The sequence below is a fragment of the Allobosea psychrotolerans genome, from assembly GCF_002917105.1.
GTDB lineage: Bacteria > Pseudomonadota > Alphaproteobacteria > Rhizobiales > Beijerinckiaceae > Allobosea > Allobosea psychrotolerans.
This window is the reverse complement of the sequence record NZ_PQFZ01000003.1, coordinates 332,069-358,718: the sequence shown is the minus strand read 5'-3', so window position 1 is coordinate 358,718 and position 26,650 is coordinate 332,069. Positions and strand designations below refer to the sequence as shown.

At 66.3% G+C, this 26,650-nt stretch carries 23 protein-coding genes; 11 read left to right on the top strand and 12 right to left on the bottom strand.

Features of this window, described 5'->3' with window-relative positions; genetic code table 11:
* The first annotated feature begins 262 nt into the window (after window positions 1-262).
* Window positions 263-1,906, top strand: a complete 1,644-nt coding sequence (locus tag CYD53_RS30660) for a serine hydrolase (protein ID WP_245928124.1) — start codon at window positions 263-265, stop codon at window positions 1,904-1,906.
* 60 nt (window positions 1,907-1,966) lie between these two features.
* Here the strand turns inward: CYD53_RS30660 and CYD53_RS07405 are convergent, their stop codons facing one another.
* Together CYD53_RS07405 and CYD53_RS07400 are read right to left on the bottom strand one after the other, a co-directional pair.
* Window positions 1,967-2,686 carry a DnaJ domain-containing protein gene (locus tag CYD53_RS07405; RefSeq protein ID WP_103717436.1) on the bottom strand — a complete coding sequence of 240 codons (720 nt, stop codon included), beginning with the start codon at window positions 2,684-2,686 and terminating at the stop codon, window positions 1,967-1,969.
* Entirely contained in the window at window positions 2,683-3,429 is a 747-nt protein-coding gene (locus tag CYD53_RS07400; RefSeq protein ID WP_103717435.1) for a hypothetical protein, read from the bottom strand. Before CYD53_RS07400 ends, CYD53_RS07405 begins: the two co-directional genes overlap by 4 nt.
* A 99-nt stretch (window positions 3,430-3,528) precedes the next feature.
* Between CYD53_RS07400 and panC the strand changes: the two genes are divergently transcribed.
* Together panC and CYD53_RS07390 are read left to right on the top strand one after the other, a co-directional pair.
* Window positions 3,529-4,377 carry a pantoate--beta-alanine ligase gene (gene panC / locus CYD53_RS07395; RefSeq protein WP_103717434.1) on the top strand — a complete coding sequence of 283 codons (849 nt, stop codon included), beginning with the start codon at window positions 3,529-3,531 and terminating at the stop codon, window positions 4,375-4,377.
* Between the two features lie 6 nt (window positions 4,378-4,383).
* Window positions 4,384-4,644, top strand: coding sequence for a hypothetical protein (locus CYD53_RS07390; RefSeq protein WP_146055841.1), 261 nt, complete (start codon window positions 4,384-4,386; stop codon window positions 4,642-4,644).
* A 12-nt stretch (window positions 4,645-4,656) separates the two neighbouring features.
* Here CYD53_RS07390 and CYD53_RS07385 read toward each other — a convergent pair whose 3' ends face one another.
* Complete coding sequence (locus CYD53_RS07385) at window positions 4,657-5,094, bottom strand: DUF1489 family protein (protein WP_069692010.1); 438 nt, start codon at window positions 5,092-5,094, stop codon at window positions 4,657-4,659.
* A 217-nt stretch (window positions 5,095-5,311) separates the two neighbouring features.
* On the opposite strand from CYD53_RS07385, the gene CYD53_RS07380 reads away from it, so the two are divergent.
* The 3 genes from CYD53_RS07380 (at window position 5,312) to CYD53_RS07370 (ending at window position 7,630) form a co-directional block, all read left to right on the top strand.
* Complete coding sequence (locus CYD53_RS07380) at window positions 5,312-6,079, top strand: SDR family NAD(P)-dependent oxidoreductase (RefSeq protein WP_103717432.1); 768 nt, start codon at window positions 5,312-5,314, stop codon at window positions 6,077-6,079.
* A 315-nt stretch (window positions 6,080-6,394) separates the two neighbouring features.
* Entirely contained in the window at window positions 6,395-6,844 is a 450-nt protein-coding gene (locus tag CYD53_RS07375; protein ID WP_103717431.1) for a hypothetical protein, read from the top strand.
* Window positions 6,845-7,069: 225 nt separating this feature from the next.
* Window positions 7,070-7,630, top strand: a complete 561-nt coding sequence (locus CYD53_RS07370) for a GNAT family N-acetyltransferase (RefSeq protein ID WP_103717430.1) — start codon at window positions 7,070-7,072, stop codon at window positions 7,628-7,630.
* 119 nt (window positions 7,631-7,749) lie between these two features.
* Here CYD53_RS07370 and pyrF read toward each other — a convergent pair whose 3' ends face one another.
* Window positions 7,750-8,652: an orotidine-5'-phosphate decarboxylase gene (pyrF, locus tag CYD53_RS07365; protein WP_103717429.1), complete on the bottom strand. Its 903-nt coding sequence runs from the start codon at window positions 8,650-8,652 to the stop codon at window positions 7,750-7,752.
* Between the two features lie 182 nt (window positions 8,653-8,834).
* The gene (gene pdxR, locus CYD53_RS07360) at window positions 8,835-10,271 is read right to left on the bottom strand and encodes a MocR-like pyridoxine biosynthesis transcription factor PdxR (protein WP_245928123.1); all 1,437 of its coding nucleotides are present in this window, start codon (window positions 10,269-10,271) and stop codon (window positions 8,835-8,837) included.
* A 61-nt stretch (window positions 10,272-10,332) separates the two neighbouring features.
* Between pdxR and CYD53_RS07355 the strand changes: the two genes are divergently transcribed.
* Window positions 10,333-10,956: an FMN-binding negative transcriptional regulator gene (locus CYD53_RS07355; protein WP_103717427.1), complete on the top strand. Its 624-nt coding sequence runs from the start codon at window positions 10,333-10,335 to the stop codon at window positions 10,954-10,956.
* A 63-nt stretch (window positions 10,957-11,019) separates the two neighbouring features.
* Window positions 11,020-11,664 (top strand): LysE family translocator, encoded by a 645-nt coding sequence (locus CYD53_RS07350; RefSeq protein ID WP_103717426.1) that lies wholly within the window; start codon window positions 11,020-11,022, stop codon window positions 11,662-11,664.
* Between the two features lie 21 nt (window positions 11,665-11,685).
* On the opposite strand, the gene CYD53_RS07345 is transcribed toward CYD53_RS07350, so the two are convergent.
* On the bottom strand, window positions 11,686-12,696 hold the full coding sequence (locus tag CYD53_RS07345; RefSeq protein WP_103717425.1) for a threonine ammonia-lyase: 1,011 nt from the start codon (window positions 12,694-12,696) through the stop codon (window positions 11,686-11,688).
* Between the two features lie 108 nt (window positions 12,697-12,804).
* Between CYD53_RS07345 and CYD53_RS07340 the strand changes: the two genes are divergently transcribed.
* Entirely contained in the window at window positions 12,805-13,386 is a 582-nt protein-coding gene (locus CYD53_RS07340; RefSeq protein WP_103717424.1) for a helix-turn-helix domain-containing protein, read from the top strand.
* A 7-nt stretch (window positions 13,387-13,393) separates the two neighbouring features.
* Here the strand turns inward: CYD53_RS07340 and CYD53_RS07335 are convergent, their stop codons facing one another.
* The 4 genes from CYD53_RS07335 to CYD53_RS07320 all read right to left on the bottom strand — a co-directional run bounded on the left by CYD53_RS07335 (window position 13,394) and on the right by CYD53_RS07320 (window position 19,038).
* The gene (locus CYD53_RS07335; protein WP_103717423.1) at window positions 13,394-15,379 is read right to left on the bottom strand and encodes an acetyl/propionyl/methylcrotonyl-CoA carboxylase subunit alpha; all 1,986 of its coding nucleotides are present in this window, start codon (window positions 15,377-15,379) and stop codon (window positions 13,394-13,396) included.
* 28 nt (window positions 15,380-15,407) lie between these two features.
* The gene (locus CYD53_RS07330) at window positions 15,408-16,055 is read right to left on the bottom strand and encodes a cation efflux transmembrane domain-containing protein (RefSeq protein ID WP_103717422.1); all 648 of its coding nucleotides are present in this window, start codon (window positions 16,053-16,055) and stop codon (window positions 15,408-15,410) included.
* Window positions 16,056-16,204: 149 nt separating this feature from the next.
* Complete coding sequence (locus CYD53_RS07325) at window positions 16,205-16,966, bottom strand: SDR family oxidoreductase (RefSeq protein WP_103717421.1); 762 nt, start codon at window positions 16,964-16,966, stop codon at window positions 16,205-16,207.
* A gap of 449 nt (window positions 16,967-17,415) precedes the next feature.
* A complete protein-coding gene (locus tag CYD53_RS07320) occupies window positions 17,416-19,038 on the bottom strand; it encodes a ShlB/FhaC/HecB family hemolysin secretion/activation protein (protein WP_181011746.1) in 1,623 nt (540 codons plus the stop codon).
* A 123-nt stretch (window positions 19,039-19,161) separates the two neighbouring features.
* Between CYD53_RS07320 and CYD53_RS07315 the strand changes: the two genes are divergently transcribed.
* On the top strand, window positions 19,162-20,661 hold the full coding sequence (locus CYD53_RS07315; RefSeq protein ID WP_210202298.1) for a FecR domain-containing protein: 1,500 nt from the start codon (window positions 19,162-19,164) through the stop codon (window positions 20,659-20,661).
* 33 nt (window positions 20,662-20,694) lie between these two features.
* The gene (locus CYD53_RS07310) at window positions 20,695-23,430 is read left to right on the top strand and encodes an EAL domain-containing protein (protein WP_103717418.1); all 2,736 of its coding nucleotides are present in this window, start codon (window positions 20,695-20,697) and stop codon (window positions 23,428-23,430) included.
* A gap of 634 nt (window positions 23,431-24,064) precedes the next feature.
* On the opposite strand, the gene CYD53_RS07305 is transcribed toward CYD53_RS07310, so the two are convergent.
* Together CYD53_RS07305 and lipB are read right to left on the bottom strand one after the other, a co-directional pair.
* Complete coding sequence (locus CYD53_RS07305; protein WP_103717417.1) at window positions 24,065-25,672, bottom strand: carboxyl transferase domain-containing protein; 1,608 nt, start codon at window positions 25,670-25,672, stop codon at window positions 24,065-24,067.
* A gap of 248 nt (window positions 25,673-25,920) precedes the next feature.
* Complete coding sequence (gene lipB, locus CYD53_RS07300) at window positions 25,921-26,610, bottom strand: lipoyl(octanoyl) transferase LipB (RefSeq protein ID WP_342751665.1); 690 nt, start codon at window positions 26,608-26,610, stop codon at window positions 25,921-25,923.
* Between the last annotated feature and the right edge of the window lie 40 nt (window positions 26,611-26,650).

Below are 26,650 nucleotides of genomic sequence, written 5' to 3'. Positions count from 1 at the left end.
CAACATGAATGTCAAGGACACACCGCAATGCACCAGGCGCAGACCGCCCGAAACAGATGCGTCGCTTTTTAACGGCTCCGTAACCGCATCCGCCTAACCTCCCTCACTGTGTCCTTATCGCCACGTTTGTTGACGTGGTGCGGGATCGGGACGTGAGTTCTGAGTTGAGGCGGGTTGCATGGCTTTTTGTTGCGTTGGTACCCGACGCGCGCGTCTTCGCGCGGTCGTCGGACTGATCGGTGTCGTCACGATTGCGGTCAGCATGGCCGCGTCTCCGGCCGAAGCCCGCAAGCGTCGCCACCATGGCGCCGGCGGCGGCTATACGCCGCCTTACGCGGCCATGGTCGTGGACGTGAAGAGCGGCCGCACCCTGCACGCCGTCAATGAGGATGCGCCGCGCATCCCCGCCTCCCTGACCAAGGTCATGACGCTCTATATGCTGTTCGAGCAGATGGAGCGCGGCCGCTTCAGCATGGATTCCGAGCTCAAGGTCTCGTCCTATGCCGCAGCCCAGCCGCCGACCAAGCTCGGCCTGCGCCCGGGCTCCACCATCGCGGTCGAGGACGCCATCAAGGGCATGATCACGCTCTCGGCCAACGACGCCTCGGTCGTGGTCGCCGAGAGCATTGCCGGCTCCGAGGACGCCTTCGCCGAGATGATGACGCGCAAGGCGCGTTCGCTCGGCATGAGCTCGACGCGCTTCTACAACCCGCACGGCCTGCCGCATTCCCCGCCGAACCTGACCACGGCGCGCGACCTCACCATCCTCGCTCGTGCAATCCAGGAGCGGTTCCCGCGCTATTTCCCGCTCTTCCAGACGCGCTCCTTCCAATATGGCGAGCGCACGATCCGGGGTCATAATCGCCTGCTCGGCCGCATCGAGGGCGTCGACGGCATCAAGACCGGCTACACCCGCGCCTCGGGCTTCAACCTGATGACCTCGGCCAAATCGGAAGGCCACCAGATCGTCTCGATCGTGCTCGGCGGCCGTTCCGGCGCCTCTCGCGACAAGATCATGGCCGACCTCGTGGTCGCCAACCTGCCTCGCGCCGCCACCAGCGGCCGCGCCTCGACCACGGTCGCCGAAGCACCCGAGCCGGAGGAGGCGCCGCGCCGCGCCGCGCCGGTTGCTGCCGCGCCGTCGCAGCCCGTCGCTGTCGCAGCCGTCGAGCCCATGCCGGTGCCGCGCCCGCGCATCCAGCAGGAAGCGCCGCTTCCCGCCGCCGCCCGCGCCTACACCGCCACCACCACGACGCCGATCGCGCCGCCGCGCCCGCTCAATGTCGGGGCCCAGCCGCTGCAGCTTTCGGGCATGCGCGCTGTGACCGCCACGACGACGCCTTCGGCGATGCGCTGGTCGATCGGCTCCCAGCCGGCCGACGCCAAGGTCCTGCGCCCGCCGGCGAATGTCGACGTCACCTCCTCGATCGCCAAGGTCTCCGAGCCCGACGAAGAGGCCCTCGCCAAGCTCGCCCAGAGCAAGCCGCAGGAGATCAAGCAGCAAGAAACGAAACAGGCCGAGCGCAAGATCGAACTGCGCCAGCCCGTCGCCGTGGCCGTCGCGGACAAGAAGTCCGAACCTGCCACCACCACCCTCGTCGCCAAGGCCGCGGCCGACACCAAGGCGAACGACGCCCGCCCGGTGGCGAGCGTCGCCAGCGGCAAATGGATCATCCAGCTCGGCGCCACCGATGACGAAGCCAAGGCCAAGGACATCCTCGTCCGCGCCCGCTCCAAGGCGGCAGGCCCGCTGGCCGATGCCTCAGGCTTCACCGAGAAGGTCGAGAAGGGCGGCGCCACCTTGTTCCGCGCCCGCTTCGCCGGCTTCGAGGACCCCAAGGACGCCCAGAACGCCTGCGCGAAGCTGAAGCGCGACGGTTTCGCCTGCTTCGCGACCCGCGGCTGACGGACAGGAAAGGATCTGAGACCGATGTCGTTCCAGCCCCACACCCTGCCGCCATTCGGCTCACTTCAGAAGGACGTCCTTGGCCTGGTTGACGCGAGCGGCAAGGCCGCTGCTGCCGCCGGCATCCGGATGAATCCGCTTCATCAGGCTCCGATGGGCCTCGCGGATCGCCTGCTCGCTCGCCCCCGGCTGAAGCCCCAGGATCTCGTAGGCCTCCTGCTGCGACATCGCGCCCGGGCCCGCCGCGCCGCCCTGCCCCGTGTCGCGGTGACGATCAGCGTCTTCACGCCAGCCGGGCGTCCGGCGGTCGAGATATGCCTCTAGCAGGCGGGCGCCGTCAGGATCGCTGGCGAGGCATTCGCGCATCAAGGCGCTGATCTCCGGCAAGCTCAAGCCATCGAGATCGCGCCCCGCGAAGGCCCCGGCGCGGACCTTGCCGGTCATGCCGCCGCTGTCATGGTCGAGTTCCATCTGCAGCAGCCTGGATTCGACCTTGGAGCGCGCGCCCGGCGTCGTGCCTGTTCCAGCCCCTCCGCCCCAGGGAAAGCGCATGCCGCCCGGCCCATAGGCGCTCCAGCCGAGCAGCCAGGCGCCGAGCCCGCCGACGAAGAGCGCCATGTCGAGCCGCCCGCGCAGCATCAGCAAGGCCGCGACGCCGAGCGAAAGCACGCCGCCTCCGGTCTTCGCGGCCTTGGCCAGGAGCTTCGGATTGGCGCCGGCGAACAGTTTCGACACCCACCAGAGCAGGATCAGCACGGCGACGCCGTAAAACAGACTCAAGCTCGGCCTCCATCCATGGCGCTCAAGAGCCCCTTGACCGCGGCGTTGCCGCCGGCGAGCCGCAGCAGCGCCTCGCGCCCGCCGCTGGCATAGGCGGCCGCTCCCCGCAGCAGGTCGAGCAGCGAGCCCGGCGCATTGACGTCGAAGCGCGCATGCGCGCCACCGGTCAGGCGCGCTATCGTCGCAAAAGCTGCGCTGGCGGCGGGGTCATGGCCTTCCTGGAAGAGGAAACCGCGAATCCCGCGCAAGCCGAGTTCGCCCGCGAGGGCGGCGAGCGCATCGACATCCTCCTCCATCGCATCGCCGACGAAGACGAAGGCGCGGATCGGCACGGTCTTCGCCTCATTGCGGACATGCTTGAGCACGCGATGGATCTGCGTCTGGCCGCCCTCGCAGGCGATCCGGCTCATCAGCCCGTTGAGGCGCTGCGGCTCGCCGACCCAGCCCGACGAGCGGCACTCCATCAGCCCGCGGAAATAGACGAGCTGGACCGCAAGCCCACCGCTCTTCGCCGCGACCTCGAACATCCGCGCCTGCAAGGAGCAGGCGAGATCCCAGGTCGGCTGGCGGCTCATCGTGGCGTCGAGCGCGAAGACGAGCCGGCCCGCCTGCCCCGTCGCCAGCGGCGCGAGCTGCTTGGCGGCCCCAAGGAAACGGTCGATCGCACCCGGCGTCGAGGCGCCTGCAGCCTTCGGCGTGGTGGTTTCGGCCTTGCCCAGGGCGCGGTCGGTCTTGTCGCTCATGGCGCTCCCGGTCGGACGGCGCTGCAAATCATACCTGACCTGATATTGGCCATCGCCCGTGCATTTGCTACCCGTCCGCAAAACAGAAGGACAGGCGCAGTGACGCAGATAGCGGTTTTCGAGACGGTCGCCGCCATGCGGGCAAAGGTCGCGGCCTGGCATGAAGCTGGCGAGAAGGTCGCGCTGGTGCCGACCATGGGCGCACTGCATCAGGGCCATATCGCCCTGGTGAAGGAAGCCCAGCGCCATGCGCGGCGCGTCATCACCTCGATCTTCGTCAACCCGACGCAGTTCGCCCCGCATGAGGACTTCAAGAAATATCCGCGCACCTTCGACCAGGACTGCGCGATGCTCGCCGAGGCTCAGGCCGACGCAGTCTTCTTCCCCCAGGTCGAGGAGATGTATCCGCCGGGCTTCGCCACCCGCATCCTGCTGCTCGGCCCCGCCGCGGTCGGCCTCGACGACCGCTTCCGGCCGACACATTTCGAAGGCGTTGCAACGGTTTGCTGCAAACTCTTTACCCAGAGTCAGGCCGATTGCGCCGTCTTCGGCGAGAAGGATTATCAGCAGCTCAAGGTGGTGACGCGGATGGCCGCCGATCTCGACCTCGGCATCGAGATCGTCCCGCTGGCGACCTTCCGCGAGCCCGACGGCCTCGCCATGTCCTCGCGCAACCGCTACCTCTCGGCCGAGCATCGCGCGCTCGCGCCGCTGCTGCACAAGGTCATGCAAGAGCTAGCCGCGCGCCTGCGCAATCGCGACGACCTGTTCAAGGCGGTGACCGAGGCGCAAGGCGAGATCATCTCGGCCGGCTTCGAGCTCGACTATCTGGAGGCCCGCCACGCCGAGTCGCTGGCTCCCGTGACGTCGCTGGCGGACGGGCCGATCCGCCTGCTGGTGGCGGCAAGAATCGGCGGAACGCGGCTGATCGACAATATCGCGGTGTGACCGGCGGTGCCGGCGCGGCTTCACCACTGGGTCGGAACCTGCCCGCTCTGCCGGCAGGGCCGTTTGATTCTCCTGCGCAACGACTCGTCGCTTGCGATCTACGCCCATTGCGAGGAATGCGAACAGGGCTATCAGGACCCGGCCAATATCGACACGGCGCGAAGCTTTCTGACGCTCGACCACGACTATGAGACCTCGGACCCGAGTCTCACCGAGATCGCGCGCTCGCAGTGGCATGGACGCGTGAGGGGCTCCTTCGGGCAATAGGGCGGGTCGCGGCTACAGCAACCCCAGTTCCGCCAGCTCCCGCCGCATCGCCTCCGGCATCACGCCGAGGTCGCCGCTACGGCCGTCGATGTCGCGCGGCTTGTCCTTGTCGGCGAGATAGCGCCAGCCCTGGAACGGCCGGCAAGGCCGCGGCTCGACCGGCACCACCACCGGCTCCATCACCAGATGGCAGCGGCCGATGCCGTCCGCATCGGTGAAGGGCCTGATCTCCGTCAGCCGCTGGCGAGCCGAGATCTGGCCCTTGATCACCCAATAGAGCGAGCCGCCATCGACGATCTCGCTGACGCGCTTGGGCACCATGCGGGTGGTATGGGTCTGTTCGTCGGGTCGGCCCATCCGCCGGCGCAGCAGCGACTGCTCCTCGATCCATTCCTCGAGATCGCTGATCGATTCGGCGCCGACGCAGAGTTTGAGCAGGTGAAGCGACATGGCCGGAACTTAAGCCCTGCAGGGCAACCCGACCAGCGCTTGCGGCATTTCTCCACAGATGCGCGAGGCCTGCTGCGTCATTCTCGGGCGAAGCGAAGCGCAGACCCGAGAATCTCTCGCCGCAAGAGGCAACCTTCCAGAGATGGCCGGCTCAAGGCCGACCATGACGGCGGGAGCTTCGCGCGCTAGTAAAGCGCACCAGAATGGAGACGCAACCATGCGCGGACTTGCAGGCAAGGCCATCCTCGTCACCGGCTCCTCGACCGGAATCGGCTACGCCATGGCACAGCGATTGGTGGCGGACGGCGCAAAAGTACTCGTCCATGGCCGCGACGAGGCCGAGGTCGAGGCCGCCTGCCGGCATCTCGGCGCCTCGGCGCAGGGCGCCACCGGCGACCTCGCCGATCCCGCCACTGCGCAAACGCTGGTCGACGCCACGGTGCAGGCCTTCGGGCGCATCGACGGACTCGTCAACAATGCCGGCATCTATCCGCGCGGCGTGCTCGGCGAGACCACGGCGACCTTCTTCGACCACATCTTCGCAATCAACACCCGCGCGCCGCTGCTTTGCGCCGAGGCCGCGATCAGCGCGTTCCGCCTGCAGAAATCCGGCGGCGCCATCGTCACCGTCGGCTCGATCAACGCCTATTGCGGGCTTTCCAACCTGACCGTCTATTCGATGTCGAAGGGTGCGCTGATGACGATGACGCGCAACCTCGCCAATGCGCTCGGACCCGAGCATATCCGGGTGAACCAGCTGAATGTCGGCTGGACGTTCACCGCCAATGAGGATGTGACGCAGCAGCGCGAGGGTCAGAAGCCCGGCTGGCAGGACAATGTCCCGCTCAAGCTCGCCCCGACCGGCAAGATCATGCAGCCCGAGGAGATCGCGGCCCATACCGCCTTCTGGCTCTCCGATGAAAGCGCCCCGGTCTCGGGCCAGCTCTACGAGGCCGAGCAATATCCGCTGATCGGGCGCGTCTGATCTGTGGATTCTGCTGCGCCTGCCGATTTCGAGCCTTGGCTGGATTTTGAGCCTTGGCCGTCGCGCTGGGCGCTCGACGTTTAGAGCATTTTTCGAGCGAAGCGGACACCGGTTCGCGTGAAGAAAACGCGTTAAAACAAGCCCCTTAGAGCCGAGCCATCCCGAAGCTGCGCGGCCCGCCCCAGTTCGCGCCAACGGCAGGCATTGAGAGATTGCCCCGAACCGGAGATTCGACCCACGCCGCTCCCATCGGGATCGAAATCGCGCTTCGCGCGTTGATCGGTCACACCGCCAATCAGGCGCGAGGAGCAGACCATGACGACGATCAGGCAAACGGCCGTTTCCGTAGCAGCTTTTCTCATGCTGGCTTCACCAGCCATGGCGCAGTCGCGCTCGCTCGGTCCGGCGACCGGCACCGTTCGCATCGAGCAGGTTCAGGCGGGCTTTGTCGCCTCCGGCGAGGTTGGCGGCGGTACGCTGCGTTACCAGGGCCGCTCTTATCCGATCACGGTCAGTGGCCTCGGCCTGGGTTCGATCGGCGCATCGCGCACCGTCGCCTCCGGGACTGTCTACGGGCTCAAGAACCGATCCGATTTCGCCGGCGCCTATGTCCAGCTGAAGGAAGGCTGGGCTGTAGGCAATCAGGGACGCGGCAACGTCTGGCTGAAGAACGACAAGGGAGTGACCCTGCGACTGGCTACGCGCAAGCAAGGGCTGCAGCTCTCTCTTGGCGCCGATGGCGTGCTGATCGGCTTCAAGCAGTAAGATGTGATTACGGGCTGAAAAATGCAGCCTGGAGCTGATTCTCAGCTTCAGTTCCGGGGTCCGAAATAATCACCTCCAGACTAGTCTACGTTTACGGGGCGGTGGGGCCGTGTCGGTTCCACCGCCTCCGACTGAACCCATTGGGCCGCAAGCGGATTCCACGATCACCGGGGACTGGCCGGCTCGACCGTTCGGTGGCAGGGTTGCGCCTCCTGGCAGGCCCCGATGGCAAAGCAATCCATACCGCACCCGGTCCTCTCGACCCCACGCCTGCGCCTGCGCCAGTTTCGCGTCGATGATGCGGAGGCGATGCATCAGTGCTTCGCCGACCCTGAGGCGATGCGCTTCTGGAACCATCCGGCCTATACGAGGCCCATCGAATCCGAGCGGGCCGTGCGCAATTTCATCGACTGCACGCCATCCTATTATCGCTTCTGGGCGGTGACTGAGGCCGGCAATGACCGCTGCCTCGGGCTGGTCAACTATCATGACGGCCATATCCGCAGCAGGCGCGCGAGCATCGGCTATATCATCAACCCGGCGCACCACCGGCAGGGTCTTGCGACGGAAGCCGTATCGGTGATGCTCGACTTCTGCTTTGCCGAACTCGGCCTTCATCGCCTCCAGGCCTTCATCCATCCCGACAACACCGCCTCGATCGGGCTGGTCGAGAAGCTCGGCTTCAGTCGGGAGGGCCTGTTGCGCGACAATCTGCGCGTCGGCGAGATCTGGCGCGACGATCTGCTCTACGCCCTGCTGGCGAAGGACTGGCGACGCCAGGGCTGACTTCACATCCTGCAGGGTGGTCGCCCATGCTCCACCTTCATCGCCTCGACGATGGTCAGCTGCTTTGGTTCCTGTTCGCCGCTCCCTGCCCAGTCGGGAACTTCACGCCCAAGTCGATATTACGCCGACTTGCTGTGACCATAGGCATGGTCATAGGCGATCGCGGCTTGGAAGCTGCCGATCCTCTCGATGATCATGTGGCGATAGAGTTCGGCTGGAATATCGCGATCGTCGACCCGGGTCAGTCCTCGCGAGACAGGAACGAGCAAATCGCCGGGGCGGACGCCACGCAGAGAGTGAATGCTGGCGATATCGCCGCCTTGAGCCCCAAGACCAGGCGCCAAGATGATGGAGTTGGGCAAGAGCTGGCGCAAACGCCGGCCTTCATTCGGGACTGTCGCCCCGACCACGGCGCCGATCGGGCTCAAGGAGCGTAAGTCCGCAGTTGCGAAGCTCCCGATCAGGTCAGCCACGCGATCGGAAATCAGCCGGTTGCCCGCCATCTTGTCCTGGAGCCAGCCTGCTCCCGGATTCGATGTCCGGCAGAGGACGAACAGGCCTTTTCCGAAGCGGTTGGCGCATTCCACGAAGGGCTCCAGCGTATCTGGGCCCATCAGAGGGTTGACGGTCAGGCAGTCGGCTTCGAAATCGCCGCTCCCGCCTTCCGAGGCTGGCGTCAGATAGGCGCGGGCATAGGCGGCAGCCGTAGCCCCGATATCCCCCCGCTTGGCATCGAGAATGACGCCCATGCCCGCCGCTTTTGCCCTTTTCATGCCGGAGGCAAGAGCTGCAAGTCCCGGCAGGCCGCAGGCTTCGAAATAGGCCGACTGAAACTTCACAAAGCCAACGCGGCCCTCGACTGCATCGAGGACGAAATTCACGAAACGGTCGACCCAGCCCCCGGCATCGTCGCGTTCAAAAAACCGAGGCACATCGCCAAGAGAGGGGTCGATGCCGGCGACAAGGTCGCCATATTGGCCGACATTGTCTTCTACGATTTCAATCCATGTTCGAGCGTTCATGTCTCCCCCATAATCTCGCCACTCAAGGTTAGAGTTCTGTGTCGAGGTTTTGCAACGTCGCTTGGCCAGTCTTTCGCAACGATCCGAAGGGCCGCTTCGAAAAGCTCGCCGAATCAGGAGTTTATGGACGCAACAGCGACTGCGGGTCGTTCGCCGCCCTCGGTCGAAGCCCCGGCAATACCTTATTGGCCCGTCATCAGCACGCTCGCCAGCATCGCAACGCCACGCCGCACCAGTTCGGTGTCGAGCGCGGCGTAGCCGAGAATGAACCCTGCCGTCTGGGGCTTGGACAGCTTCGGGTCGTATAAGGGCGAGACAGGATGAATGCCGAGCCCGATTGACCGGGCGGCCTCGACAATCCCGGCCTCGCTATCCGCGCCAACGCCGTTGATCCAGATGACGACATGTAGGCCCGTATCGGCTCCCTCGATGGATACGGCCGGCCCGCATTCGGCTGACAGGGCTTCGAGCAACACGGCGCGTCGCTCCGCGTTCTTCCGGCGAATGCTGCGGACGTGGCGTTCATAGGCACCGCTCGCCAGCAGCTCGGCCAGCGCCTCCTGTTCTAGGAGCGGGCTGTGCCGGTCGGTAAGGCGCTTGGCCTCGCTGAACGCCCGCGCCAGCCCGGCGGGGAGAACGAGATAGCCCAGTCGCAGCGTCGGCGAGAGCGTCTTGGAGAAGGTGCCGACATAGATCACCGATTGCGGGGCGAGCGTCTGCAAGGGTGGGATCGGGGCGATGTCGTGCCGATACTCGCCATCATAGTCATCCTCGATGACATAGGCGCCCGAAGCTGCAGCCCAGGCCAGGAGCGCGCGCCGGCGCCTCGCGGAGAGGACCCCGCCAAGCGGAAACTGGTGCGAGGGCGTGACATAGACGAGACGCCCCGGCTGCAGCTCGTCAACGCAGAGGCCCTCGCCGTCGACCGGGATCGGCACCGCAATTCCGCCAGCGGCGATGAAGGCGTGGCGGGCCAGGATGTATCCGGGATTCTCGATGAGAAAGGCATCGCCAGGATCGAGCAGCATCCGGGCGCAGAGATCGAGCCCCTGCTGCGAACCGTTGACGACGACGATGTCGTCCGGCGAACAACTGATGCCGCGCGCCCGCCAGAGATAACCTTGCAGCGCCAAGCGCAGATCGGCAGTGCCCTGGGGGTCGGCATAGCGCAGCCGCGCCTTGCGCCGAAGGCTGACCTTGGTCAGCGCGCGCCGCCAGGCCAGCACGGGAAAATCGTCACCGGCCAGGTCGCCATAGCGGAAATCCGCGACGTTGACCGCCTGAGATGGTGCCGGCGGCGGCAGGCCGAGCAGGCGTTGCGCAAAACCTGAGAGATGTCGCGCAGCCACCGTCGGCGCGGGCGCCGGTGCCGTCTTGGCCGCGAGGCCCTGCGCCACGATCGGACGTGCCCCGGCCCGCGTGACCAGATAGCCCTCCGCGATCAATTGACCATACGCCGCCGTCACCGTCGTGCGGGATGCGCCCCACTCTGCCGCGAAGGCGCGCGACGAGGGCAGACGATCACCCGGCCGATAGGCCCCGCTATGGATCTGCTCCTTGATCGCCGCGATGATCCTGCGCCCGACGCCTTCCAACTGGCCCACACCGATCCCTCGCAACTGGCTATTCCCAGCAAGCCAGATTGGCGGCATCTGTCCCGGCAACGCAAGGAGTTCGCAGATGTACACGCCTCCAGCCTTCCGCGACGACGACAGGGACAGCATTCACGCGACGATCCGGGCCGCGCGGCTCGCCAATTTCGTCACCGCTACGCCCGACGGCGTGTTGGCCACGCCGCTGCCGCTCTATCTCGACGAGAACGAGGGCGAGCATGGCGTGCTCTATGGCCATCTCGCCAAGGCCAACCCGCAATGGCGGACTCCGGCCATCGGCGACGGGCTGGCGATCTTCATGGGGCCGGACGCCTACATCACGCCGTCCTGGTACGCGACCAAGCAGGAGACCGGGAAGGTCGTCCCGACCTGGAACTACGTTGCGGTCCACGCCCATGGCCCGGTCGAGTTCTTCGATGATCCCGCCAGGCTGCTGGCGGCCGTGACCCGATTGACCAATATCCATGAGGGCGAGCGTGCGGCGCCCTGGGCCGTCTCCGATGCCCCTCCCGATTTCATCCAGGCGCAGCTGCGCGGGATCGTCGGCATCCGCATGCCGATCACGCGGCTGGAGGGCAAGCGCAAGATGAGCCAGAATCGACCGGAGGCCGACAGAGCCAATGTCGCAGCCGGCCTTGCCGCGAGCGATCGCCCGCTGGAGCGCGCAGCAGCCGCCCTGATCCCGTCCTGATGGAATGCTCGAGGTTTCCCTCAGCCCCCATCCAGTTGCCCTCTCTCTCGACGGGACCGATCCATGCCTGACGTCTCCCAGCTTGCCCTCTACCTCGCCGCGGCCTTCCTGCTGGCGATCACGCCCGGTCCCGGCATCTTCTATGTCGCGGCTCGCACGCTCGCAGGCGGTCGCGCCGAAGGCGTCGCTTCCAGCCTCGGCACCGGCCTGGGTGGAATTGTCCATGTCCTCGCCGGCAGCCTGGGCGTCTCCGCACTCGTGCTGGCGAGCGCCGAACTCTTCACCGCGCTCAAGCTGGTGGGAGCCGCCTATCTCGTCTGCCTCGGCATTCGCACCTTCCAGGCCGCCCGGCGCGACGCGGCGAATGCCCTGGCCGGCGGCACTGTCGAACCTCCCATCGGTCCTCGCCGGGCCTTTCGCGAGGGCGTGCTCGTCGAGGCACTGAACCCGAAGACGGCGGCGTTCTTCCTGGCCTTCATTCCGCAGTTCGTGGACATGGCGGGCAGCGTGGCGTTGCAGTTCATGGTGCTGGGCTTCATCTCCGTCCTGCTCAACACCCTGGCCGACATCGTGGTGGCTTTTGCGGCCAGCGGCATCCGGGACGGCGCGGCAGCACGGCCCGAGCTCATCAAGCGCCTGCGGGAAGCCTCGGGCGGCGCGATGATTGCGCTGGGCATCGGCCTTGCCCTGGCCAAGCGGCCTGCTTGATCCCAGACCGGCCGCTCGCACCTACCCCTGCATCCATGCCCTGAATGTGTCGGGCAGGACGTTGGAACCGCATATCACTGCGGCCACGCGCTTGCCGCGATAACGCGCCGGGTCTTCCAGGATTGCGGCGACCCCAAGCGCGGCCGAGGGTTCGGTGACGAGGGCAGCGTGCCGGTAGAACATCCGCATACCCTCGACGATGCTCGCTTCCTCGACCAGCGGGACGTGGTCAGCGGTGGCGAGCAGGTCGTCGAGAACCGCCGCGATCGGAAATCGGCCCGCGACGCCGTCGGCGATCGTATCGGTGCGGTCAGTGGTCGCAATCGATCGCGCCCGCCAGGACTGCGCCAGGGCCGGCGCACCTCTTGGCTGGATGCAGACGACATCCGTCGCCGGCGACAAGGTCTTGAAGACATGCCCCACGCCGGTGGCCAGGGCGCCCCCGCCGAGCGCGAGCAGAACCGTATCGATGCGATCGAGCCCCTCGACGAGTTCAAGCCCGATCGTGCCGGCGCCTTCGCAAGTGTCGAGATTTTCGCTGTCCTCCACGAGGAACGCATCACCGCGGGCTGCAATCTCCCGGGCACGCTCGCGTGCGTTCTCGATATCGCCATCGACCAATTCGACCGTACCGCCGAGCCGGTGGATTCGCTCGATCTTCGCGGCATTGGCGCCTTTGCCCGCAATCACGCTGACCGCGATACCGCGGGCCCGGCCGCTATAGGCGAGCGCTTGTCCGAGGTTGCCGGCGCTGGCGCAGACTGCGGCCATGGGACCCGAGCTGCTCGCAAGACGCGACATCGCGACCTCGGTCCCGCGCCCCTTGAAGCAGCCGATCGGGTTCGCGGTCTCGAGCTTGATGACGAGTTCGCAGCCCAGCACATCACCGAGCGTGGCAGAGAGGAACTGCGGCGTGTCGCGGAAAACCCGCGAAATCTCCTGCCGCGCTTGCCGGATGCGTTGAAGATCGAGCCTGGTGTTCGGCTGCGTGGCGCTGAAATCTGGCGCGGGACTTCCGCTGACGGGCTGCATGGTACAATCCCTCGGCCGGATGCTACGAACCGCAGATGCGCGCTTTCGTGCGCTTTAGCGCACGACCCGCCTGTGCGCAATAACGCACGCTCTGGAGATTGCCCAGCAATGAAGGCCATCAGCCCCGTCGACACGCCGAACCTGCTCAGGTCGATCAGGCGCGATCTTGGCTGGAGCCTCGATCAGACGGCAGCGCGGACCGGGGTCAGCAAGGCGATGCTGGGCCAGATCGAGCGCGGCGAATCCACGCCGACAGTCGCAACGCTTTGGAAGATCGCCACGGGTCTAGGAGTGCCCATGACCGCATTGCTGGAGGCGAATCGCGGGGACGGCGATGTCCTGCTGTTTCGCGACGCCAGCGAACTTCGCGTGCGCCCGGCGCAGGAAGGAATGCAGCGAGCCCTCCTGTTCCCATATGAGGCGCGATTTGGTTTCGAACTCTACGAACTCACCTTCGCGCCCGGCTTCGAGAGCATCTCCGAGCCGCACGAGATTGGCGTCGTGGAGCATGTCACCGTCCTGCACGGCGAAATCGAATTGCTGGTGGAGGAAGAGTGGAGGCCGCTCAAGCAGGGGCAATCGCTGAGGTTCCCCGCCGATCGCCGTCACGGTTATCGAAACCGGACAGGCAATGACGTCGTCGTCATGGACCTGATCCACTACCGGTTCGCACCGAGCTCCCAGCGCTGAAGCCGGCTCACTCCCCCAGCACCACGACCTTCGCGCCCTCGGCCACCTGCGCGCCCGCCTCGCCCGCGACCTCGGTGACGGTGCCGTCGCGCGGGGCCACCAGCACATGCTCCATCTTCATCGCCTCGACGATGGCGAGCCGTTGGCCCTTCACCACCGCCTCGCCGGCCGAGACGAAGAGTGCGATCAATTTGCCATGCATCGGCGCCTTGATGACGCCCCCAGTGCCTGCCGCCGCGTCGAGATCGACGCTGAAGGGGTCGAACAGCGCAACCGCCGTCTGGCGGCCACGATGCAGCGCCAGATAGGTTCCGCGCTCGGCCTGGGCCAGCGTGATCTCGTGCTCTCCCTCCCCGATCTCATGGGCGGGCAGGCTGACGCGCGCACCCTCCTCATGCCATTCGATCTGCGCCTCGACCCGCTCGCCATCGACCAGCAGGGCCAGGCCCAGCGCCGGCCGCGGCATCAATGAGAACCCGTCCGCGACGAGCCAGGGCGAGCGCGCCTCACGATCGGAACGCCCCGCGGCGGCCAGCAGCCCTTCCGCCTGCCGCTCCTCCTCCAATTGCAGCGCGGCGGCGGCCACGGCCGCGGCATCGAGCGGCTGCGGCTCGGCTCCGAGGCCTGAGATGTTGCGCTCGATGAAGCCGGTGTCGAACGGACCGTTGCGGAAGCCCTCGGCCTCCGTCAGCGCCTTCAGGAAGGCGAGATTGGTGCGCGGGCCGGCGACGATGGTCTCACTCAGCGCCGCCCCGAGCCTGTCCAGCGCCTCATCGCGCGTCGCGCCATGGGCGATCACCTTGGCAATCATCGGATCGTAGAACGGCGTCACCGTATCGCCGGCCTCGACGCCGGTATCGATGCGGATGCCCTCGCCTTCAGGGAAGCGCAGCGCCCAGAGCTTGCCGGTCGAGGGCAGGAACCCCTTTTCGGGGTCCTCGGCATAAAGCCTGGCCTCGACGGCATGGCCGGTGGCGGTGACATCGGCTTGGCCGAAGCCGAGCGGCTCGCCGGCCGCGACCTTGAGCTGCAGCTCGACCAGATCAAGCCCGGTGATCGCCTCGGTCACGGGATGCTCGACCTGGAGGCGCGTATTCATCTCCATGAAGTAGAACCTGTCGGCGCGCAGGCCCTCGCGGCCATCGGCAATGAACTCGACAGTGCCGGCCCCGACATAGCCGACGGCTTTGGCGGCCTCCGTCGCGGCCTTGCCCATGGCGGCGCGAACCTCGTCGGTCATGCCGGGCGCCGGCGCCTCCTCGATCACCTTCTGGTGGCGGCGCTGCAGCGAGCAGTCGCGCTCGTAGAGATGGACGACATTGCCGTGGCTGTCGCCGAAGACCTGGATTTCGACATGGCGCGGCGAGAGCACGTATTTCTCGACGAGCACGCGCGCGTCCCCAAAAGCGTTCTTGCCCTCGCGCTGGGCGCTGGCGAGCGCTTCGTCGAAATCCTCGGGCCGGTCGACCTTCTTCATGCCCTTGCCGCCGCCGCCCGCGACCGCCTTGATCAAGACGGGGTAGCCGATGCGCCGGGCTTCCGCCCGGAGGAAATCGGCGCCCTGCTCGGCGCCGTGATAGCCCGGCACCACCGGCACATTGGCCTTCTCGACCAATGCCTTGGCGGCGTCCTTCAGTCCCATGGCCCGGATGGCCGAGGCCGGCGGGCCGACGAAGACGATGCCGGCCTTGGCGCAGGCCTCGGCGAAATCGGCGTTCTCGGAGAGGAAGCCATAGCCTGGGTGGATGCAGGCCGCATTCGCCTGTTTCGCCACGGCCAGGATTGTCTCGGCGTCGAGATAGCTTTCGCGCGCCGGCGCGGGACCGATATGCCAGGCCTCGTCGGCCATCTCGACGAACAGCGCCTCGGCATCGGCATCGGAATAGACCGCGATGGTGCGCAGGCCCAGCCGCCGGGCGGTGCGGATGACGCGGCAGGCGATTTCGCCGCGATTGGCGATCAGGATGGAGGGCAGTCTGGCGGCGATCGACATGAGCGACATCCTCGAACGGGTGCCGCCTTTATAGCCGGGAGATCGCCCCTGTCGCCGCCTTGTTCTGCAAATCCGGCTTCGCGGCTTCGAGCCGGCGCACCGAGCGCCAGATCGCCCATGTCGCCTGGAAGCACAGGCCGGCGACGAAGAGATCGAACAGATATTCCGGCCAGCGGACGGGTGCCAATCGCGCAAGCAGCCCCATCAGGGCAAAGCCCGTGGTCGAGATCACGTCGTTGCGGGAGGACAGCCAGGTCGCCTTGATCACCGGGTTGTCCTCGCCCCGAAAGCGCCAGAGCAGGCCGACGATCAGCACGGCGACGACGACCGCGCTCGCGGCGGAGAATTCCAGGGCCCAGAGATCGATCGGGCGCGGGCGCGCGATCTTGTCCCAGAGGTCGTAGAGCGTGTGAAACCCTGCTACCGCCATCACCGCGCCGATAGCGAGTGCGGCGAGCTTCTCGGCACGCTCATCGCGGCCGAAGACCAGCGCGGCGACGCCATAGAGCGCGACGTCATAGGCCCAGTCGACGCCGTCCTTGAACAATTGCGCATTGCCGGCGGCCAGCGCCCAGGCGACGACGCCTGACGCGAACAGCAGGATGGCGAGCGCAATGCCCCAGATGGTGCGGGTATAGGCGCGGGCGATAGTAGCGGCTTCAGTTGGCTCCGGCATATCCACCCCTCGCCGTCATCCCGGACAAGCCGCGAAGCGGCGCCGATCCGGGATCCATCATAGAGCCCAACGCCCTACGATGGATTCCGGGTCTCCGCTTCGCTACGCCCGGAATGACGGCGTGGTTCGAACAGTAAATCCAGAACGCCTCACCCGCGCCCGACGAACGGCATCTTCGATGCCATCACTGTCATGAACTGCACATTCGCCTCGATCGGCAGGCTCGCCATGTGCAGCACCGAGGTCGCGACATGGTTCACGTCCATGACCTGCTCGATCTTGATCGAGCCGTCCGCCTGCGGCACGCCCTGCGTCATGCGCTGCGCCATCTCGGTCAGCGCATTGCCGATGTCGACCTGGCCGACGGCGATGTCGTATTTGCGCCCGTCGAGCGAGGAGGTCTTGGTCAGGCCGGTGATGGCGTGCTTGGTCGCGGTATAGGCGATCGAGTTCGGCCGCGGCGCATAGGCCGAGATCGAGCCGTTATTGATGATGCGTCCGCCCTTTGGCTCCTGCGCCTTCATCAGCTTGAAGGCCTCCTGCGTGCACAGGAACGGCCCGGTCAGATTGGTGTCGACGACCTTCTGCCAGTCCTCAAGCGAGAGGTCTTCCAGCAGGACGCCGCCGGGCGCATTGACGCCGGCATTGTTGAACAGCACGTCGAGGCGCCCGAACGCGGCCTTCGCCTTGGCGAAGAGATTCTGCACCGAAGCCTTGTCGGTCACGTCGGTGGGCACGGCGAGCGCCTGCGCGGCGGGTGCGCCCGAGAGCTTGATCGTCTCCTCCAGCGCGTCGGCCCGGCGCCCGGCCAGGACCGTGCGATAGCCGTCCTTCAGGAACGCCAGCGCGACCGCGCGCCCGACGCCCGAACCCGCTCCGGTGATGATGGCGACCTTGTTATGCCCAGACATGCGTATCCTCGCGTTTTTTCTCAGTTCAACCGTTTGAAGGCGGCCGCGACCATAGAGCAGGATGCGAAAAAGTGGGAACCGGTTTTTCGCATTGATCCTGCTCTAACTCTTTGATGAGAGACGGATTCAGATTCCAGATGGAATCACAAAGTGATCCCATCTGGAATCATCCGGCTCTAAGCGCATGCAGAATACGGAAGAGGCGGCGATGCAGGGCAACCGCGCATTCCACTATTGGCGGCAGCCGCCCGCTCATCGGCGGCGGTGCCTGGAGCGTGGTGCATGAGGCGATTGGACGTCGTCGCCCTCGCGCTCTCACCGTCATGCTCGGGCACGTCCCGAGCATCCACGGCTTGAGCCCCGCCCTCATCCGACTAAGGCGGGAGCGGCCGATGCCGGCCGGTCTGTGCGCAGGCCTCCTGCACGGTCAGTTCGCGGGGCCGAACGCCTCACGATCGGCAGCGCAGATCCTGCGTTCCCGGGCAGAAGCGAAGCGCGTTCGAGAGCGAGAACAGCACGGTCGCACCGCGGTCCCAGCGCAGCGGCGAGCTATAGGTCAGCGGCTTGGCAACGGCGACCCCGAGTTGCAGGTCGTCGCTGACGAACAGCCTGACACCTAAGCCGATCGAGGCCAGGCCCTGCACCAGATCCTTCGGCTGGCTGTAGCTGCGCGTGACGCCGCCCTCGGTGAAGCCATAGAGCTGGTAACCCTTGGCGAAGCTGAGGTTCAGCGGTTGGTCGAAGCGCAGTTCGGCCGAGCCCGCGACGGCGTTGTCGCCCGCCAGCCAACCACCCTCGAAGCCGCGCCCGAAGGACAGGCCACCGAGATAATATTGCTGGGAGGACAGGAGCGGTCCGGACGCGACCTGTCCTACGGCCGAGAGCTTCAGCGACCAGTTCTCGAAAAGGTTCTGGTAATGCGTGAACGAGGCGTTGAGCAGCGAGAAGCGGCTCGACGCACCGGAGCGGGAGAGCCAGTCCGCACTGTCGGCTTTCGCGTCGGCGAAGCCGAGGCCATGCCGGTAGGTCGCGGAGAGATAGCTCCAGCTACCCTCGGCCGCATGCAGCTTGTAATCGGCCGAGAGGCTGGCGAGGCGGATGCGGTCGCTGTAAAGGCGGCCATAGCTGTTCTGTTCGCTGACATCGCTCAGGCCAAACGAGCCGCTCAACCAGAGCGTATGAATCTGGCTCAGCACCGGCGCGAAGGCGATGCGGGCCTCATAGGTCTCGGCCTGGGAGACCGTGCGCAGCCAGCGCCGCTCGTCGCCCGGCCAGACCTCGCTGCGGGAGGCCGAGATGCCGGCGCGCAGACTCTCGACGCCCAGCGGCAGATCATAGCTCGCCCGGCCATAGCGCAGCTCGCGCGAAGCCCCTGGCGCAAAGGAGCCGGACATAGCGAGGCTGTCGCCGGGCACGACGAGCGAATTCAGCGCGGCGCTGGCAGAGGACTGCCAGGGTCCCACGGCGGCAGAGCCCATATTGTCGATGCCGACCGCTGTATAGACGCGCCAGGACTGGACTGAAACGGTCAGGCGAAAGCGGCCGCTTGCCGGCGCGATCTCGTCGAGCGCCGTGTCGGTGACGCGCAACCCGGGCCGGTCATTGGCCAGCAGGAGCTGCCGTTCGAGCGTGGCCAGCCGCGCCGGACGCTCGGCTGCAACAGGCGAAAGCAGCGACTTCACCCCGAAAGCCTCGGCCTGCTCGCCGTTGACGACGATCTCCTCGACCGCCCCTTCGATGACCTGGATACGCAATCGTCCGCGCTTGAGATCCTGCGGCGGCACGATCGCGCGGCTGAGATGGAAACCCGCCTTGCGATAGATCTCGCTGATCGCGGCAGCGATAGTGACGATATCGGGCTGGGATATCTCGCGCCCGAGATAGCCGGCATAGGCCGCGGCCAGCTCTCCAGCGGACAGCGCGGACATTCCGTCGAGGTCGACGGCCTGAAGCCGAAACAGCCGCCTGGTGTCGGCACTCGCCTGCTGGCTCACGACAGCGGCGGAGGGCAGCGGCGGCAGCGGTTTCAGGCGCTGCTCGGCCTCGCGCTGCTGGGCTTGTGTCCGCGCCACCGCCTCGATCGGCTGAATCGGCCTTGCAGGCGACTGCGCACCAGCCGATCCGGGCGTGATCGCATGAACCAGACAGATGACCCCAGCGGCAAAGACGATTCCTGACGAGCGGATTTTCGCTTCTTGTCGTTCGGCTTGACGCCGCATGCCCTGCCGCCTGTGAGAATTCGAGCCAGCCCCCCGGCCTCTCCCGACCGTAAAAAAACATGGTTAATGAAACGCTCTAGATTTGAGGATTTACAATCCAGGGCGCTAAGTCTCTCTTCACGCCTCGCTTTTATGTTCCTGGGTCAGCGGTTTGCGCCTGCGCAAAGTCCGCCTGCGACTCAAGGATTGAGACCCATGCTTCGGAAAGCGGCACGATTTGCCACCGGCCTCGCCTTGGCTGTGATCGTTGCGATCGGCGCAGTACCCGCGGCACAGGCTCAGGACAATCTCTGGCGGATCGCCAAAGTCTCGGGCGAGGCCTGGGTGTCCGGCAGCGGCGTCCAGCAGGCTTCTGCAGCGCAGCAGGCTGAACTCCGGCCGGGCGATTCGATCCGGACCGGGCGCAATGGACGCGTGCTGCTCGTCCGCGGCGCAGAAAGCATCCTGATCTCGGCCAATTCGGCGATCAGCCTTCCGGAAGCCGGTCGCCCCGGCATGTCGACGGTGATCCAGCAGGCGGGGTCGATCCTGCTCGACGTTGAAAAGCGCAATGTCCAGCATTTCGAGGTCGAGACCCCCTATCTCGCAGCGGTGGTGAAGGGCACGCGCTTCAGCGTTTCGCTCCAGCGCGGGCAGGCCAAGGTCGATGTCGTGCGCGGCCAGGTCCAGGTCTCGGACTTCCGTTCCGGGCAGTTCGCGCTCGTCATGCCGGGCCAGAGCGCACGGGCTTCCTCCGGCCAGGTTCCCGGACTGCAGCTCTCGGGCCAGGGCACGCTCGGTCGTGTCGAGCAGGGCACTCCGCAGGCGGCGCGTGTCGCTCCCCTTGCGGTTCCAGGCGGAGGCCTCAGGCCCGCGCCCGGCGCCACGCCGCTGCTGCGCGGCACCGCGCCCGTGCTCAACGAGGTTTCCGACCGCCGCCGGCCCGCTCCGTCAGGCATCGCGCGCGAGCCAAACGGCGCGCTGCGCATTTCCGCACCGCTGGGCGAGGTCAAGCTCGATATCCACAAGGTCACGCACGGCATGGCACGCAGCGAGGCGCAGGCGAACGGCCAGGCCCCTCGCCGCGCAACGGTGTGGAATACCGGCGAGCTCAACCCGGGCAATGGCGGCAACAAGAACAATACGGGCAATAGCGGCAGCGCGGTCGCCGCGACGGAAGCAGCCGGCGCCGGTGTGGCGAGCACGGCTTCCGGATCGGCGGGCACGAGTTCTGCGAGTGCAAACACTGCAAACGGCCAGGGCGTCGCGCAATCGGCGGGAAACCGAAGCAACAGCAACGTGGCAGGCAGCGCGAGCAGCGGCAATTCCTCCGGCAGCAATGCCGGCGGAAACGGCAACGGCAAATCAACCAGCAGCAACGCCGGCGGCAATGGCACCGGCAAATCCACCAGCAGCAACACCGGCGGAAACGCAAACGGCAATGCCTTCGGGCTCGCCAAGAACGGCAACGGCAATGGCAATGGCAAGAAGGACTGACCGCCGGATTGCAGACGCAGCGGTGCCTCGCACGTGAAGCGCCTGCGCACCCACCTGCTCGTCGGATTGCTGCTCTCGCTCCTGGTCCTGTCGGGGCTGCACCCGTGGTTGCGCGAAACCCTGCTCGATGCTCGCTTCAAGCTGCTGACACGGCAGGCCACAGGCGACATCGTCCTGGTCGAGATCGATCCGCGCTCGATCGAGGCGCTGGGGCGCTGGCCCTGGCTGCGAAGCGTCCATGCGGAGCTGGTGCAGCGGCTCGAACGCGCCGGCGCGACCGATATCGTGTTCGACGTCGATTTCAGCGCGCCGTCCACGGCCGATCAGGACGCAGCCTTTGCCGCAGCCCTGCAGGCAGCCGGTGGTTCGGTGGTTCTGCCGGCGTTCCGCCAGCTTGTCGCCGATCGCGGCGACGGTCACACGCTGCACATCAACCGCCCGATCCCGCTCTTCGCGCAGCAGGCCTGGCTCGCCCTCGTCAACGTCTTGCCCGAGCCGGATGGCGTCATTCGCCGCTACAGCCATGGCGCCGTGATCGAAGGCGACTTCATTCCCTCCGTCGGCGACATGCTCGCCGGCCGGCACGACCAGAACGCCCCGCCCTTCCGCATCGATTTCGGCATCCAGCCCGCCTCCGTGCCGAGCCTCTCCGCCATCGACGTCCTGCGTGGGACGCCTGCGGCGCTCGCCGCGCTGCGCGGCAAGAAAGCCATCATCGCGGGCACCGCCGCCGAACTGGGCGACCGCTTCACCGTGCCCAACGGCCGCATCATCCCAGGCTCGCTGGTGCAGGCGCTCGCCGCCGAGTCGATCATCCAGGGGCGGACACTCGCCACAACCTCGCCTGCGGTCTCGCTGGGCGGCGTCGCCGCGCTGGTCATCGCGATGGCCGCGATCTGGCGCCGGGTCCGAGCGGGTCGGCGGATTCTCGTGCTGGCTCTGCTCGCACTGGCGATCGAAGGCGCGGCGATCTGTGTCCAGGCCTTCCACCCGATCGCCTTCGACAGCTCGCTGCTGCTGTCCGCCGTCGCGGCCTACGCACTCGCCACCGCCATCGATGAGATCGATCTGCGCGGCCTCCTCAGGCTCGCCGCCGAACGGCGCTTCGAGCGCATCGCCATGTCCTTGAGCGACGGGCTGGTCTGCGTCGATCAAACCGGTCGGATCACGCTCTGGAACCCCGGTGCGAGCGCAATCTTCGGCCATTCCGAACAGGCGGCCATCGGCCAGCGCTTCGAATTCCTGCTGGCTCAGGGCGATGGCGGCGTGAGCGAAGCGCCGTTCATGCTGACTGCAGTGCCTCTGGCCCGGCTGCTGCAGCGCGGCGGGACGGTCGTCGAGCTCGTGGGCCTGCGCCGCTCGGGCGAGCACTTCGATCTGGAATGCAGCCTGTCCTGCTGGGATACCGCGACCGGCGTGCAATATGGCGTGGTGCTGCGCGACATCTCGCTGCGCAAGCGCCAGCAGGAGCATATCCGCTATCTCGCCGAATGCGACACCGTGACCGGCCTGCCCAACCGCAACGGTCTGATGGCACATCTCGAAGAGGCCATCTCGCGAAGGGAAGCGGGCAACGCCACGCTGCTGCTCGTCGGGGTGAACCGCTTCCAGCAGGTCAATAATCTCTACGGTCATTCCTTCGGTGACGCATTGGTCGTCGCCCTTGTCGAGCGCCTGCGGGCGGTCGCCGCGCAGGCGAGCCTGATCGCTCGTCTCAGCAGCGATGAATTCGCGATCCTGTTCGCAGGCGAGGCAGGCGAGGCCGCGGCACTGGGCGAGCGCATCGTCGCCGATTTCCAGTATCGGGCCGTGACCGTCGGAGAACGCCCGCATCGCATCACGGTCGCGGTCGGACTGGCTTCGACCAGCACCGCGCATCATGCCGAGATGCTGATCGGCAACGCGCATTTCGCGCTGGCCAGCGCCAAGGCGCAAACGAGCGCGGCTCCGGTTCCGTTCGATCCACTCATGCGCGGCGCCATCGAGCGGCGCGAGGCGCTGGAGGCCGAGCTGCGCGCGGCGCTGGCTGATAACGAGTTCGAGCTGTTCTATCAGCCGCAGATCGACCTGCGCACAGGAACTGTCCTCGGCGCCGAGGCGCTGATCCGCTGGCGCCATCGCGAACGTGGCTATGTCTCGCCGGCCGAATTCATGCCGGTGGTGAACACCACCTCGCTGTCGGAGGATGTCGCTGCCTGGGTTCTCGAAACCGCCTGCCGGCGGGCCGCCGACTGGCAGCGCCGCGGCTACGCCATCCGCATCGGCGTGAACCTGGCCCAGTCCCAGTTCGCGGCCGGTGATCTGGCCGCGGAGGTCGAAAGACGGCTCACCGAGAATGGCTTGCGCCCCGAGCTGCTTGAACTCGAGGTGACGGAGGACATCATCCTCGACGACGGCGCCAAGACGTTGCGCGTGCTCGCGGCGCTGCGGGCGCTCGGCGTCAAGATCGCGTTCGACGATTTCGGCACCGGCTATGGCAGCCTGACCTATCTGAAGACCTTTCCGCTCGACAAGATCAAGATCGACCAGTCCTTCGTGAAACGGCTGGAGCCGGGCTCACAGGATGCTGCCATCGTTGCCGCGACGATCGATCTCGGCCAGGCGCTTGGCCTTTCGGTCATCGCGGAGGGTATCGAGACGCAAGCGACCGCCGACCTGCTGCGCGAGATGGGCTGCGACGAGGGACAGGGCTATCTGATCAGCAAGCCGATCCCGGCCAAGGAATTCGAGATGAAGTTCCTGAACAGGGAAACGCGGCTCGTGGCGTAGGTGGCGCCACCGGATGGGCGTCAGCCTTGGGCCCCAGCGCAATGTCGCCATGAAAGCGACGGGATGAGATATTGACGCCGTCACAAACAGACTGTCCAGCGCACAGATCGTCTTCAACGGTTTTGCACGCTGCCGCCTGTCCCGAGGTTGCGCATTGGCCGGGCGATCAAGAAGGTGGTTCCATCAGGAACAAATTGATCAGGCTGCAGGTTTATCCCGATGCTCCTCACAGCGTGGCCGGCACGAAAGGGGCATCGGGAGAGAAACGATGCAAAGACGAGCTTTTCTGATGATGATGTTCGGAGCGGGGTTATTGCCCGTGACGCTTCACAGTGCAGCTGAGGCCTTGCCCGTTGCCGCTGCAGCTGAACGACCGGCAAACGCCGAGGATTCGTTGATCGAGCCTGCGCGAGGTCGAGGCCATGGCTACGGGCGGGGCAGGAATCGCGGTCTGCATCGCGGGTGGAATCGTGGGCGCCATCGTGGCTGGAACAAGCGCCGCTATTGAGCGCTGAGCCGGGACCGCGAGCGTTGCTCCAACCAAAATACGGGCCTGCCACGAATCTCGTGGCAGGCTTTTGAAATCACGGGCTTCATCTCAAGCCAAGCTTTCGGGACGATCCGAACAGCGCCCTTACATCCTGAACACGCCGAACCTCGTCTCCGGCACTTCGGCGTTGAGGCAGGCCGAGAAGGCCAGCGCCAGCACGCGCCGCGTCTCGGAGGGCAGGATGATGCCGTCGTCCCAGAGCCGGGCAGTCGCGTGATAAGGCGAGCCCTCCTCCTCGTATTTCGAGCGGATCGGCGCCTTGAAGGCCTCCTCCTCCGCCGCCGTCCAGCTCTTGCCCTCGGCCTCGATATTGTCGCGGCGCACGGTTGCGAGCACGCTCGCCGCCTGCTCGCCGCCCATCACCGAGATGCGCGAATTCGGCCAGGTGAAGAGGAAGCGCGGGGAATAGGCGCGCCCGCACATGCCGTAATTGCCGGCTCCGAAGGAGCCGCCGACCAGCACGGTGATCTTCGGCACCTTCGCCGAGGCTACCGCCGTGACGAGCTTGGCCCCGTCCTTGGCGATGCCGCGCGTCTCGAAATCGCGGCCGACCATGAAGCCGGTGATGTTCTGCAGGAAGAGCAGCGGAATCCGGCGCTGGCAGCAGAGTTCGATGAAATGCGCACCCTTCAGCGCGCTCTCGGAGAACAGGATGCCGTTATTGGCGATGATGCCGACAGGGATGCCGTGGATGCGGGCAAAGCCGGTGATCAGCGTCGTGCCGTAGAGCTTCTTGAACTCGTCGAACTCGGAGCCGTCGACGAGCCGGGCGATGACCTCGCGGATGTCGTATTGCTTCTTGAGGTCGGTCGGGACGACGGCTTCCAGTTCCTCTTGCCGGTAGAGCGGCTCGACCGCCTCGGCGATGTCGAGATCGGGCCGCTTGACGCTGTTGAGATTGCTGGCGATGCGGCGCGCGATGGCGAGCGCATGGGTGTCGTCGCCGGCATAATGGTCGGCGACGCCCGAGAGGCGGGCATGGACATCCGCGCCGCCGAGGTCCTCGGCCGAGACGACCTCCCCGGTCGCGGCCTTCACCAAAGGCGGTCCGCCGAGGAAGATCGTGCCCTGGTTCTTCACGATGATCGTCTCGTCAGACATCGCCGGCACATAGGCCCCGCCGGCAGTGCAGGAGCCCATCACCACCGCGACCTGCGGAATGCCCTCAGCCGAAAGCGTCGCCTGATTGTAGAAGATCCGGCCAAAATGCTCGCGATCGGGAAAGACCTCGGTCTGATGCGGCAGGTTCGCGCCGCCAGAGTCGACCAGATAGATGCAAGGAAGCCGGTTCTCGCGCGCGATTTCCTGGGCGCGCAGATGCTTCTTCACCGTCATCGGATAATAGGTGCCGCCTTTGATCGTCGCATCGTTGCAGACGATCATGCATTCGCGGCCGGAGACGCGGCCGATGCCGGCGATCATGCCGGCGCCATGGATCTCCCTGTCGTACATCTCGAAGGCGGCGAGCGCCCCGATCTCGAGGAAGGCGGAACCGGGATCGAGCAGGCGCAGTACGCGCTCACGCGGCAGGAGCTTTCCGCGCGCCGTATGGCGCTCGCGCGATTTGGCGTTGCCGCCGAGCGCAGCCGTCATGCGGCGCTCCTGCAATTCGCTGCGCAGGGCGGCCCAGTTCTCGGCATTGGCGCGCGTCTCGGCCGAATCCAGATCGACCTTGCTCTCGATGACCGGCACGTCGCGCTCCCTCGTCAGTTCTTGGACAGCTGATCTGCACCCCCCTCAGCCCTCATCCTGAGGAGCGCTCCGCAGGAGCGCGTCTCGAAGGATGCTCCAGGAGGCTCCTGTGCAAACTGGAGCATCCTTCGAGACGCCGCTTATCGCGGCTCCTCAGGATGAGGGCTGAGGGTCCAACTGGACTGCTCGGCAGATCAACTCTTGGGATCAGCCTTATGAACGGCTCCGCGGGTGCTGCCAACGGGGCGTCATGCCAAGATGGTCGGCCCAAAGATGCGCTCGAATTGCGCGCGCAAGGCCGAATCGACCTCCGCCATCGTCACGGGCAGGCCGAGATCGACCAGCGAGGTCACGCCATGGTCGCTGACGCCGCAAGGCACGATGCCGTCGAAATGCGTGAGGTCCGGCTCGACATTCAGCGAGATGCCGTGGAACGAGACCCAGCGCCGGACCCGGATGCCGATCGCGGCGATCTTGTCCTCGGCGCTCTCTGCGCCAGTCATTGCCCGCTTCTCGGGTCGCCTGACCCAGACGCCGACGCGGTCCTCGCGCCGCTCGCCCCTGACATTGAAGGTGTCGAGCGTGCCGATCAGCCAGGCCTCCAGCGCTGCCACGAAGCGCCTGAGATCAGGGTCGCGGCGCTTCAGGTCGAGCATCACATAGGCCACGCGCTGGCCCGGGCCGTGATAGGTGAACTGCCCGCCTCGGCCGCTGCGATGCACCGGAAAGCGCTCCGGCGCGATCAGATCCTCATCCTTTGCCGAGGTGCCGGCGGTGTAAAGCGGAGGATGCTCGACCAGCCAGACGCGCTCGGGCGCGAGCCCGTCGGCAATCAGCGCGACACGCGCCTCCATCTCGGCGACAGCGGCCTCATAGCCGGTCAGGCCCTCAGCCACGACCCATTCGACCGGGCCGGCCTCGCCCTCTGTCCCAAACAAAACTGCCAGCGCCTCGCGCGTCTTCACTTCGCCTTAACCC

Coding starts and splice junctions, on each gene's coding strand:
- CYD53_RS07345 (WP_103717425.1), bottom strand. CDS start 12,696: ATGCAGCCCGTCAGCGGAAGTCCCGCGCCAGATTTCAGCGCCACGCAG.
- CYD53_RS07325 (WP_103717421.1), bottom strand. CDS start 16,966: ATGTCTGGGCATAACAAGGTCGCCATCATCACCGGAGCGGGTTCGGGC.
- CYD53_RS07340 (WP_103717424.1), top strand. CDS start 12,805: ATGAAGGCCATCAGCCCCGTCGACACGCCGAACCTGCTCAGGTCGATC.
- pyrF (WP_103717429.1), bottom strand. CDS start 8,652: ATGAACGCTCGAACATGGATTGAAATCGTAGAAGACAATGTCGGCCAA.
- CYD53_RS07350 (WP_103717426.1), top strand. CDS start 11,020: ATGCCTGACGTCTCCCAGCTTGCCCTCTACCTCGCCGCGGCCTTCCTG.
- CYD53_RS07400 (WP_103717435.1), bottom strand. CDS start 3,429: ATGAGCGACAAGACCGACCGCGCCCTGGGCAAGGCCGAAACCACCACG.
- CYD53_RS07380 (WP_103717432.1), top strand. CDS start 5,312: ATGCGCGGACTTGCAGGCAAGGCCATCCTCGTCACCGGCTCCTCGACC.
- CYD53_RS07385 (WP_069692010.1), bottom strand. CDS start 5,094: ATGTCGCTTCACCTGCTCAAACTCTGCGTCGGCGCCGAATCGATCAGC.
- CYD53_RS30660 (WP_245928124.1), top strand. CDS start 263: ATGGCCGCGTCTCCGGCCGAAGCCCGCAAGCGTCGCCACCATGGCGCC.
- CYD53_RS07330 (WP_103717422.1), bottom strand. CDS start 16,055: ATGCCGGAGCCAACTGAAGCCGCTACTATCGCCCGCGCCTATACCCGC.
- CYD53_RS07375 (WP_103717431.1), top strand. CDS start 6,395: ATGACGACGATCAGGCAAACGGCCGTTTCCGTAGCAGCTTTTCTCATG.
- CYD53_RS07370 (WP_103717430.1), top strand. CDS start 7,070: ATGGCAAAGCAATCCATACCGCACCCGGTCCTCTCGACCCCACGCCTG.
- CYD53_RS07335 (WP_103717423.1), bottom strand. CDS start 15,379: ATGTCGATCGCCGCCAGACTGCCCTCCATCCTGATCGCCAATCGCGGC.
- CYD53_RS07355 (WP_103717427.1), top strand. CDS start 10,333: ATGTACACGCCTCCAGCCTTCCGCGACGACGACAGGGACAGCATTCAC.